The sequence below is a fragment of the Binatus sp. (SeqCode) genome, from assembly GCF_049584895.1.
In the GTDB taxonomy this organism is placed as follows: Bacteria; Desulfobacterota; Binatia; order Binatales; family Binataceae; genus Binatus.
Genome location: NZ_JBAUYR010000102.1, coordinates 128760 through 139586, shown reverse-complemented (window position 1 = coordinate 139586; position 10827 = coordinate 128760). Strand labels below are relative to the sequence as shown.

The window sequence follows — 10827 nt, the reverse complement described above, 5'->3', positions numbered from 1 at the left end:
GCTCGCGTCGCTGTCGATGCAGAGTCTCAACTCGATCGCGGTCAACCTGCCCAAGGGCAACGCCGAATCGATGGAGCATCAGGAGCCGATCACGCTGACGGTTACGCACGATAGCAAAATTTTCATCGACAAGACGCCGACCACGCTCGAGCAACTGGCGTTCGTGCTCAAGCCAATGCTCAAGACCAACGACCTGGGCGTGGTAGTGAACGCAGACACGGACGCGCCCGAGGGGACGGTGGTGGAGGCGATGATCGAGGCACGGCGCGCGGGCGTCGAGAAATTTCTGATTGCCGTGAAGCATTGAAATGGCAGGTGCAGCTCAAATCGCGATACGACCGCCGGAGTTGGATGACCCGGCGCGGCGCCTGTTGTGGGTCATTCCGCTGGCGATCGCGATTTGGGCGATCCTGTTGAGCGTATTTTCGCTAATCCTGATGCGCACGAAGGCGCCGCCCGCAGAGTTGCAGCCGATCGAGGCGCAGCTGATCGATATACCGAAGGTAGCAGCCGGGCTGCAGGGTAACGGCGGCGCGATTCATCCGGCGGCGCCCGCGATTCCTCATCCGAAGGCTGCGCCGGTCGTCAAGCCGCATCCTGTTGTTCACGCGAAGAAGGTCGCGCCGTTGCCGCCGGTGATTCGCTCTCCCTACGGCACCGAGAAAACCACCGAGGCCCCGAGTGTCGATGAAGCTCCCGGCGCAAGCACGGGCACCGCGACGGACGGCGGTGCGAGCGGCGGCTCAGGAACGGGCGAAGGATCGGGAGGCGGCGGCGGAATCGGTACCGACACCGTTGGTGCGCACGCGATTTACGCACCGACCCCGGTGATTCCCGACGACCTGCGCGAGGAGGCGATCCAGACCGAGGCAGTCGCGCGTTTTAATATATCGTTCGACGGAGTGAGCGAGGTGACGCTGGAAAAGCCAACCTCGAGCCCGCGTCTCAACCAGGTGCTGCTCGACACGCTCAAGCAGTGGAAGTTTTTCCCGGCGGTAAAAAACGGCATCGCGATCCCGTCGTCGTTCGAAGTCCGAATCCCGATTTCAGTTCAGTAGGGAGCGCTTCGCGATTTCAGAACCGGTACCGGCTTCGCGTGCGCGAAGCTGTCCGAGGTCCGTTCCTCGGCTCGCGTTGCTCGCGTCGTCAGGATGACAAACTATTTCGCTTTGCGCTCTTCGGTCAGGATGACGAAGCGCACAGACGGTCGACCACCTTGTGAATCATCGCGGGGCCGCGTTCGAAGGCGTCGCGGCGGATGTGCTCGTTGGGCTGATGCGCTTGCTCGAGGTCTCCCGGGCCGCAGATGAGGGACGTGATGCCCGAGCCGGTGAACCATCCGCCGTCGGTGGCATAGAGCACGCCGCCGGCGCTCTTCGCGCCGGTCACATCGAACAGAGTGGCTTCCAGAGCCGTTCCGTGCGGCGAATCGAGCGGAGGCACGACATTCAGGACCGCGAGTTCAATTTTCGCGCGATGCTCGCGGCCGGCGTAGTCGTGACCATCGAGCGCCAGAAGGCGGCGTTGGATCTCGTTGTAAACGTCGAGCGGGTCGGCGTTGGGCAGGGAGCGATAGCTCACGCGCAGGGTGCATTCCTCGGCGATCATGTTGAGCGCGATGCCGCCGTGCACCGTTCCGAGATTCAGTACGTCGTGCGGTGCGTCGGGAAAAATCTTCGCGTATTCGGCTGGCCTGCGCGCCGCCAGCTCCTGCTGATAGCGGCCGATGGTCTCGATGACGCGGGCCATCACGGCGATTGCGTTGACGCCGCGGCCCGGTGCGCCGCTGTGGCCGCCGATGCCGCGGACGGTGATGCCGAACGAGACGATGCTCTTGTGCGCGAGAGATACTTGCCACGAAGTCGGCTCGCCGATCCACGCCAGACGCGGGACTGGCGTTTCGCCCAGGATTTGTTTGAGCGCGGGCGCGACGCTTTTGGCGCCGAGGCATCCGACTTCCTCGCTGGCGGTGAAGACGAACACCAGCGGGCGCTTGAGCCGCGACGGATCGAGCGTGCGCGACGCGTCGATGCATTGCGCTATGAAGCCTTTCATGTCGGTGGTGCCGCGGCCGTAGATTTTGTCGCCCGCGGGTTCGAGCTTCAGCGGCTCGCGCTCCCATCCGGGCTGTCCGTCGAAAGGGACGACATCGATGTGTCCCGAAATTATCAGGCCGTCGGTGCGCGGCGGACCGATCCATGCGACCAGGTTGGCCTGCGAGACTCCGAACAGTTCGATCGGTTGAATTGCGGTTTTGAATCCTCGCGGCGCGAGCTCGGCCGCGATGTATTCCATTGCGTTGCGATCGCTTTTTGCGCTGACGGTGTCGAACGCGACGAGCCGCTTCGCGACTTCATACAAGTACTCGTTCATGGTGCACCTGGACCTTGAATCCGGCCACGAGAATCGCACAATCGACGGCTCAATAACAAATCGAAGTCTTATAACATAGCGGAAATACTCACGTATTGCCCGACGCGAGACCGGGATAGGCAATGGACCGCGCGGGCGGCTAGAATGCTGGAGTCGGGAGGAGGGGCTGCATGGAGTTGGATGAGCAGATGGCCAATCAAGCGGATAGTCATGGAGTAACTGCGGCGACGACGGTCGCCGATGCGCCTGCGCCTCAAAATGGAGCGGCGGCCGATTCGATAGCGATGCCGGTGGTCGCTGATGGATCGGTGACGGAGGTCGAGAAAGCGCCGCCGCCGCATATCGACAAGGACCTCACGTCGCCCGACCTGTTCCTGAATCGCGAGCTGACGTGGCTCGCCTTCAATCGACGCGTTCTGCATGAGGCGGAAGATGAGCGAAATCCGCTGCTCGAGCGGCTCAAGTTCCTCGCGATCACGGCGTCGAATCTCGACGAGTTTTTCATGAAGCGAATCGGCGGCCTGAAGCAGCAGGTGGTCGCCGGGATGCATGAGCTGACGGTCGACGGCCGCACGCCGCAGCAGCAAATCAACGAGTGCTACCTGGTGGTGCGCGAGATCGAGCAGCGGCAGCGCGAGATTGGGCCGCATATTCTGCGCGAGCTCGAGAACCACGGCATTCGGGTGCGGCTCTACGCCAGCCTCTCGGACGAAGAGTGCAAGTCGGTTCGCGACTACTACTACAAGAATATTTTTCCGCTAGTGACGCCGCAGGCGATGGACCCTGCCCATCCGTTTCCGTTCGTGTCGAACCTGTCGCTCAATTTGCTGGTCACGGCGCGCTACCAGAACGACTCGGACCCGCTGATGGCGCGGGTCAAAGTGCCGGTCGGCTTCGGAATCCCGCGCTTCCTGCGGGTCGGCAACAAAAATGATTTTGTGCGGCTCGAGGACGTCATCTCGAACAATCTCGATTTGCTGTTTCCCTCGATGCTGATCGACTCGTACGAACTTTTCCGCGTCACGCGCAATGCCAACACCGAGCGCGACGAGGACGAGGCCGACGATTTGCTGGCGCTGATCGAGTCCGAGCTGCGCGACCGCCGTTTCGCGCCAATCGTGCGGCTGGAAGTGCTGACCGGGATGAACCCGGTGCATCGCGGGATGCTGGCGGCGGAACTCGGGCTGGACGAACGATCCGACGTGTTCGAAGTCGACGGCATGCTATCGATGCGCGATCTGGGCGAGCTGGCTGCGATCGATGAGCCCGCGCTACACGATCCGCCGCATCACCCGGTGGACCATCCCCGGCTGACCGTCGGCCGAAGCATCTTCCACGTCATTCGCGATGCGGGTTCGTTTCTGCTGCTGCATCCGTATGAGTCATTCTCGACTTCGGTCGAGCGGTTTTTGCGCGAGGCTGCAGAGGACCCGAAGGTCCGCGCAATCAAGATGACGCTGTATCGGACCTCGCCGGACTCGAAGATCATCGGGTACCTGTGCGACGCCGCGCGCAACGGGAAGCAGGTTGCGGTGGTGGTCGAGCTGAAAGCGCGCTTCGACGAAGCTGCGAATATCCAGTTCGCGACCAAGCTCGAGGAATTCGGGATTCACGTGACCTATGGCGTGGTCGGCTTGAAGACGCACAGCAAGGTAATCCTGGTGATTCGGCAGGACTACAACGGGCTGCGGCGCTACGCGCACATCGGAACCGGCAACTATCATCCGGTGACGGCGAGATTTTATGCCGACTACGGGCTGTTGACTTGCGACGGCACGATCGGCGAAGACCTGACCGAGCTGTTCAACTACCTGACGACCGGCTACATGCCAAATCGTCCGTATCGCAAGATCCTGCCCGCGCCGACCGTGCTGAAGCGCGCGCTGCTGTCGCGAATCGAGCGCGAAATCAAAGTGCACTCGGCCGCGTCGCCGGGGCTGATTCAGTTCAAGATGAACGCGCTCGAGGACGTGGACGTCACGCGGGCTCTATATCGCGCGTCGCAAGCGGGGGTGAAGGTCGACCTGATCGTGCGCGACACGTGCAGGCTGCGTCCGGGAATCCCGGGGCTGTCGGAGAACGTGCGCGTGGTGAGTATCGTCGGCAGATTCCTCGAGCACGGGCGCGTCTACTATTTCCGCAATGGCGGCGCGGAGGAGTATTTCATCGGATCCGCCGATTGCATGAAGCGCAATCTCGAGAGCCGGGTCGAAGTCGTCGCGCCGGTCGAGGATCCGCAACTGCGCAAGGAGTTGCGCGTCGTGCTCGATATCCAGTTGCGGCCGAATCGATGCCAATGGGAGATGCAGTCAGATGGCACTTACGTCAGGACGACGGCCGCGGACGCCGCGCCGGCCTGCCAGCAGGCGATGATCGATTTCGCCGAGACGCGGCAGACCGAAGCGACCAAGGTCAAGCGGCGGCGATCCAAAGGCTTCGCGCGCCGCGCCATAAGAGAGAGAAGCGACGAGTGACTGGAATTTTCGCTGTCGCCTGACACGAGGCTGAGACGCAAGTCTCAGGCTCGCATCGATCCAATCAGACTTTCGAACGGTGCGGCTATTCGCCGGGGCGCGGGGGAATCGCGACGTAGTTACCGGGATTCGCGGCCATCGCCTGGCGAATCTCGGGGTGCGCGGAAAAGAATGCACCGAGTTGCGGATGCTTTTTCGCGTAGGCGTCGTCATTGATCAGCGCGGGATTGTGAGCAAGCTCGCTCGCGACTTTAGGATGCTGGCTGGCGAAGTCGTTCCAGGTCTTGAGCTTGTGCGTGTCGATATCGCGGCCATCGGCCGACTTGAACACGGTCGTGGTATTTCCGTTCACGACGGTGCCCAGGGTATTTCCTTCTTGCGCGATCAATGGAGCGGCGAAAGCGATGGGAAGCGCGACTGCGATCAACAAAGTAGGTACGCGGTTCATCGTTCAAGCATAGTATATCTTATCCGGAACGCATAATTCCAAATTTCAGCCTGAGGCCCAAAGGCCTCAGGCTTGTGAGGTCAGAAGTGGTAAGAGTAGCCGGAGCTATTCCCCTAGCCGTTCACAGGAGGCGCTACGTAATTACCGGGATTCTGCTCCATATCATCGCGAATATCCGGATGCTGCGCGAAAAATTCGGACAGTTCCGGATGCTTCTTCACCCAACCGTCGCTTTTGATCAGCGAAGGATGGTATCCGAGTGTGCGGGCGATGTCCGGATGCTGACTCGCGAACTCGCTCCAGGTATGGAGCTTGTCCATGGGAATGTCGCTGTTGTCGATCTTAAAGACGATCTGCTTGTTTCCGGTGTCGACAACTCCAAGCACCTTTCCATCTTGCCCTTCCTGTGCCAGCGAAGGAGCCGCGAAAGCAATGGGGACCACGGCTGCGATCAAGAGAGTCGATAGTCGTTTCATGATACTTCACCTCTTCAGGGGACGGGATTATTGGCAAACCCTACACACCGTCAGGGTGGAGCAACTCTCATACCGGAATATATTTCTCACTTCCTTTGCCGATACATGGACGTCATTTCGAAGTGAGAATGTATTAGTTACAAACTACCCGGTTTCGCAGTATCTGGTTTCGCCCGGTCTTCGCTCACTGACGCCCGAGCGCTCTTCGAGTAGTTCAGTTTCGGTGGGGCGGCAGCGCCACCCGACATGATGAAGGTCATCGCTTCGTTGATGGTCCAATCGAGCATGATGAGGCGACTGGTCGGGACCAATTCCATGTAGCCGGAAGTGGGATTGGGCGTGGTGGGGACGTAGACGGCGGCGATCTCCTCGCCGGTATCGGCGTCGTTGAAAATCCTGGTGACGAGACCGACGGTTTTCATTTCGGGCGATGGGAACTCGATCAAAACGACGCGCTGGGAACTGCCGGGCTTGGTCTGAAAGCTGGTGACGAGTTGGCGCGCGGCGCCGTAAATCGATTGCACGACCGGAATTCGCGCCATCAGGTAATCGAAGGCGGCGAGCAAGCGCCGGCCTGCGACGGCGGTCGCGATCTCGCCAAGGACATACAGAGCGGCGAGGACGATCGCGACCGAGATCGTTCCTTGAAACCACTGCGCAGAAAATCCCTCGGCGAGCGTCGGAAAATGAATCCTCAGCCAGGATACGTATGCCCTGACGAACGGACTGCCGAGCGCAACCAGCAGGCCGACCAGGAAACTGATGACCCACACGGTAACGAGGATGGGAATGGCGGTCAGAATTCCCGCCACGAGATTGCGACGGATCTTTGCGAGCATCGAGCGAGCCTTATCCTCCTGCGCGCGCGGGCTCGGTCGGGCGACGGCGCAGCGCAGTTGCAGCGAACACGGTTATCGCGATGGCGACGATTGCGATCGCCGCGAGCATCCAGAGGTAGGCTTCGACCTCGGTTCCGATCACTGCCGCTAACGCGAGCGCAGCGCTTACCCAGTAGAAGCTGCGGTCCATGTGCACGCCGGCCATGAAGCAGGTGACGGCGAGAATCACCAGTGTGACGAGGGCAACCGAGTCGGCGTCCATTTGGCCGCGCGCGAGTTGCAGAAAAATTATCTGCACCGCGACGATCGGTCCTAGCCAATGCAGCACCTGCCGCAGGATGCGCCGCCACATCGGTCCGGCGTTGCTACTCGGGCCGGCCAGTTCGTGCCACAGACTTACGATGCCGAAAACAGGAAACATCGCGCTCCAGTAATAGCGCGCGTGTAGATGGCTGACGTTGGTGAGGAACAGGCCGATCATCACGAGCACGGAGAGAACCCCGACGATCAGCAAACGTCGCAGCAGGCCTGCTTCGATCCTGCTGGTCCATGACGCGGGCGCGATGGTGGTCGTCGCAGGGGCAGCTGGCGCACCAGTCTGCGGTTCCGTTTCGGTAGCGCTCATGTCTCGATGATTTAGTATCGATCAAGTTCGCGCAAGCAGCGCGGCGGTATGCGACGACCTCGGGTCACCAGGTATCGATGTTGGGACGCTTCTTGCTGGTGCGCGGCGGTTTCGCCGGGGTTGAGCGCAAACCCGCGACGATCCATTTGCGCGAGTCGAGCGGGTCGATGACGTCGTCAATTTCGAAGTGCGACGCGGTGTTCACCGCCTTGCCGTGGCGATACATGCGATCAACCATCTCGTCGAAGAGCTCCTTGCGCTTCTGGGGATCCTCGACGGCGGCGAGCTCGTTGCGATAGCCGAGCTTCACGGCACCTTCGAGTCCCATGCCGCCGAACTCGCCGGTCGGCCATGCGACGGTAAAAATCGGCGCCTTGAAACTGCCGCCGGCCATCGCCTGCGCGCCCAATCCGTAGCCTTTGCGCAGTATGATCGTAAAGACAGGCACGGTGACGTTTGCGCCCGTCACGAACATCCGCGACGCGTGCCGCACCAGCGCGGTCTTCTCAACCTCGGGGCCAACCATTATGCCGGGAGTGTCGCACAGGAAGAGGAGCGGGATGTCGAACGCGTCGCACAGCTGCATGAAGCGTGCGGCCTTGTCGGCGCCGTTGCTGTCGATCGCGCCCGCCAGATGGACGGGGTTGTTGGCGATCAAACCGACGGGGCGGCCTTCGATCCTGATCAGTGACGTCACCATTCCCGGACCGAAATGCCGGCGCACTTCGAGTACCGATCCGGTATCGGCGAGGGTCTCGATGACGGCGCGGACGTCGTAGATGCGAAGTCTATTTTCGGGAATGCTTGTGCGCAGCAAACGCTGATCGGCACATAGCCAGTCGCGAACTTCTCCCTGAAAGTACGATAGGTACTTCTTGGCTACTTGTACTGCTTCGGCTTCGTCGTCGACCGGAATGTCTACTACGCCATTAGCTACTTGCACGTCCATCGGACCTACTTCTTCGGGGCGGAATATACCCAGTCCGCCGCCTTCGATCATCGCAGGACCACCCATTCCGATGTTCGAGCCCTTGGTCGCGATTACTACATCGCAGCATCCCAGCAGTGCTGCATTGCCGGCGAAACATCTACCCGAGTTGATACCTACTAGAGGAACAAGACCGCTCAATTTGCCCCAGTAGTTGAATGCCATGCAATCGAGTCCGGCGACGCCAAGTCCGTCGGTGTCGCCGGGGCGTCCGCCACCGCCTTCGGTGAAGAAGACCACCGGCAGGCGCGACTTCTGCGCGATTTCGAACATCCGGTCTTTCTTGCGATGGTTCTGCTGGCCCTGGGTGCCGGCGAGCACGGTGTAGTCGTACGACATGAGAATGCACTGAGCTTTGGATTCCTCGAACAGCTCGCCGTTGACGCGTCCGATCCCCGCGACCATCCCGTCAGCGGGGGTGTTCTTCACGAGGTCTTCGATCGTGCGCCGACGCCGTTGCGCCGCGATAACCAGCGGCCCGTATTCGACGAAGGTGCCGGGATCGCAGAGGTCATCGATATTTTCGCGAGTGGTACGCTGTCCGGTCTTGCGGCGGCGCGCGACTGCGTCGGGCCGTGAAGGGTCAAGGCCGAGCGCGTGGCGCTCGACGACTTCCGCAAGATCGGGACGTACGCGATCCAGATCAACGTCCGCAGACTCGGCCGTATGCGAGGTCTCGACATCCGCCTCTTCGATGAACGCAAGCGGATGGCCTTCGAAGATTGCGTCGCCTTTGGCAACCGTGATGCGTCGGACGATTCCACTCTTGTCGGCCGCGATGACGTGCTCCATCTTCATCGCTTCCATGACGAACAGTTGCTGGCCGCGATGCACCCGGTCGCCTTCGCTAACATCGACGGACACGATCGTGCCCTGCATCGGAGCTTCAATCGCGACCGTGTTCTCGGGCGCCGTGATGTCGTGGACTTGTGGCGTCACGATGGTAGTGGTCGCGGCAATTGGGGACGATGCGGCACTTCCGGATTTGCCGTGATGGAGAACAGCCAGCGGATCGCTCGCGTCGATCTTTGCACCGGCGCGACGCCCTCCCGCCTGCTCGGCGACAGCTCTGGGAGCGGATGACGTCTGATCGAAGAACAATCGCCGGTGCCCGGATTCCCCACCGCCAACCAGCGCCGCGATGTTGTCCTCGACGAAGCGGGTGTAGACGCGATTCGCGATGAATTCGGGGTGCTGCAGCAGGCTTTGCAGAAATCCGATGTTAGTCGGTACGCCCTCGATTCTGAATTCGCACAGCGCGCGATAGGTCTTGGTCACCACGTCGGCGAAGTCCGCCGAGTGCGAATGCGTGATGAGCTTGGCGAGGAGAGAATCGAAATTCGGACTGGTCGTGTAACCGGCGTAGGCGAACGAATCGGTTCGCACGCGCGGGCCCGACGGTGCCTCGAACGCGGTGATGGTCCCCCCGGCCGGCTTCGCGCTGCCGTCGGCGCGCATCGATTCCATATTGATTCGCACCTGCATCGCGAACCCGCGGGGTTTGGGGATGTCGGCCTGCTGCATCCCGAGTTCTGCGAGCGTGCGGCCCGACGCAAGTTGAATCTGCAGCTTGACGAGATCGATGCCCGTCACTTCTTCGGTGACGGTGTGCTCGACCTGGAGGCGCGGGTTGGCCTCGATGAACGCGAAGCGCGCCTCGTCGCTCGCGGACGCTTGCGCATTGACAAGAAACTCGAAGGTGCCGAGGTTGTCGTAGCGCACCTCTTTCGCCATCCGCACCGCGGCCGCCGTCAGCCGGTCGCGAATTGCGGGCTCGAGTCCTGGGCTCGGCGCGATCTCGACGATCTTCTGATTGCGGCGCTGGATGCTGCATTCGCGCTCCCAGAGGTGGCTGACGTTGCCGGAGCCGTCGCCGATGATCTGCACTTCGATGTGGCGCGCACGCGGCATCAACTGCTCGACGTACACGTCGCCGATGCCGAACGACGCGCGCGCCTCCGATTGGCAGCGCTTGTATGCCTCGTCGATCTCGTCGGCGCGTGAGACTGCGCGCATCCCGCGGCCACCGCCGCCGGCGACCGCTTTGATCATCATCGAGGCGCCCTCACCTAGTGATGCAAAGAAGTCGCGCGCCTGCTCGAGGCTGGTCGCGCCCGAGGTGCCGTGCAGAATCGGCACGCCGCACCGATCTGCCAGCGCTCGCGCCTGCACCTTGTCGCCGAAGAGCTCGAGGATCTCGGCGCGCGGTCCTACGAACGTGATTCCTTCGGCGGCGCATCGACGCGCGAAATTGGCGTTCTCGCTGAGAAAGCCGTAGCCGGGATGAATCGCATCGCAACCAGCCTCTTTGGCGAGCGCAACGATCTGTTCGCCATCGAGGTACGCGGCTGCGCCTGCGCCGTTCAGACGCCGCGCTTCATCGGCCTTTCGCGTATGCAGAGAACTGGAATCGTCATCCGGGAAAACGGCCACTGTGCGGATGCCCATCTCGGCGGCCGCGCGGATTATTCGAATCGCGATCTCACCGCGGTTGGCGATCAGAAGACTGTTCGGAGTCATATTTCTCTCGTCTCTTCTTCAGCGCGCTGAATTCTGCGCCTGAACTGTATCTAAAGCATGATGAGCCCGCCGCGTGAAAGCTCT

General features: G+C 61.4%; 9 protein-coding genes. 3 read left to right on the top strand and 6 right to left on the bottom strand.

Annotated features, from left to right (window positions below; genetic code table 11):
- A partial coding sequence (locus tag WB650_RS18430; RefSeq protein WP_423961510.1) for an ExbD/TolR family protein occupies positions 1-307 on the top strand: 307 nt, incomplete at its 5' end.
- A 1-nt stretch (position 308) separates the two neighbouring features.
- On the top strand, positions 309-1058 hold the full coding sequence (locus WB650_RS18425; protein ID WP_422303933.1) for an energy transducer TonB: 750 nt from the start codon (positions 309-311) through the stop codon (positions 1056-1058).
- 124 nt (positions 1059-1182) lie between these two features.
- Here the strand turns inward: WB650_RS18425 and WB650_RS18420 are convergent, their stop codons facing one another.
- The gene (locus WB650_RS18420) at positions 1183-2373 is read right to left on the bottom strand and encodes a M20 family metallopeptidase (protein WP_422303934.1); all 1191 of its coding nucleotides are present in this window, start codon (positions 2371-2373) and stop codon (positions 1183-1185) included.
- Between the two features lie 188 nt (positions 2374-2561).
- On the opposite strand from WB650_RS18420, the gene ppk1 reads away from it, so the two are divergent.
- Positions 2562-4847 carry a polyphosphate kinase 1 gene (gene ppk1 / locus WB650_RS18415; RefSeq protein WP_423961508.1) on the top strand — a complete coding sequence of 762 codons (2286 nt, stop codon included), beginning with the start codon at positions 2562-2564 and terminating at the stop codon, positions 4845-4847.
- An 85-nt stretch (positions 4848-4932) separates the two neighbouring features.
- Here the strand turns inward: ppk1 and WB650_RS18410 are convergent, their stop codons facing one another.
- From WB650_RS18410 to WB650_RS18390, 5 genes are all read right to left on the bottom strand, one after another.
- A complete protein-coding gene (locus tag WB650_RS18410) occupies positions 4933-5295 on the bottom strand; it encodes a hypothetical protein (protein WP_423961506.1) in 363 nt (120 codons plus the stop codon).
- Between the two features lie 113 nt (positions 5296-5408).
- Positions 5409-5771: a hypothetical protein gene (locus WB650_RS18405; protein WP_423961504.1), complete on the bottom strand. Its 363-nt coding sequence runs from the start codon at positions 5769-5771 to the stop codon at positions 5409-5411.
- Positions 5772-5908: 137 nt separating this feature from the next.
- On the bottom strand, positions 5909-6610 hold the full coding sequence (locus WB650_RS18400) for a DUF502 domain-containing protein (protein ID WP_423961502.1): 702 nt from the start codon (positions 6608-6610) through the stop codon (positions 5909-5911).
- A 10-nt stretch (positions 6611-6620) separates the two neighbouring features.
- Complete coding sequence (locus WB650_RS18395; protein ID WP_422304391.1) at positions 6621-7235, bottom strand: hypothetical protein; 615 nt, start codon at positions 7233-7235, stop codon at positions 6621-6623.
- A gap of 64 nt (positions 7236-7299) precedes the next feature.
- Positions 7300-10743, bottom strand: coding sequence for a carboxyl transferase domain-containing protein (locus WB650_RS18390; RefSeq protein ID WP_423961500.1), 3444 nt, complete (start codon positions 10741-10743; stop codon positions 7300-7302).
- Positions 10744-10827: the final 84 nt, after the last annotated feature.

Excerpts from the sequence above, each read along its gene's own strand:
- WB650_RS18425 (WP_422303933.1), top strand. The coding sequence starts at position 309 with ATGGCAGGTGCAGCTCAAATCGCGATACGACCGCCGGAGTTGGATGAC.
- WB650_RS18420 (WP_422303934.1), bottom strand. The coding sequence starts at position 2,373 with ATGAACGAGTACTTGTATGAAGTCGCGAAGCGGCTCGTCGCGTTCGAC.
- WB650_RS18395 (WP_422304391.1), bottom strand. The coding sequence starts at position 7,235 with ATGAGCGCTACCGAAACGGAACCGCAGACTGGTGCGCCAGCTGCCCCT.
- WB650_RS18405 (WP_423961504.1), bottom strand. The coding sequence starts at position 5,771 with ATGAAACGACTATCGACTCTCTTGATCGCAGCCGTGGTCCCCATTGCT.
- ppk1 (WP_423961508.1), top strand. The coding sequence starts at position 2,562 with ATGGCCAATCAAGCGGATAGTCATGGAGTAACTGCGGCGACGACGGTC.
- WB650_RS18410 (WP_423961506.1), bottom strand. The coding sequence starts at position 5,295 with ATGAACCGCGTACCTACTTTGTTGATCGCAGTCGCGCTTCCCATCGCT.
- WB650_RS18390 (WP_423961500.1), bottom strand. The coding sequence starts at position 10,743 with ATGACTCCGAACAGTCTTCTGATCGCCAACCGCGGTGAGATCGCGATT.
- WB650_RS18400 (WP_423961502.1), bottom strand. The coding sequence starts at position 6,610 with ATGCTCGCAAAGATCCGTCGCAATCTCGTGGCGGGAATTCTGACCGCC.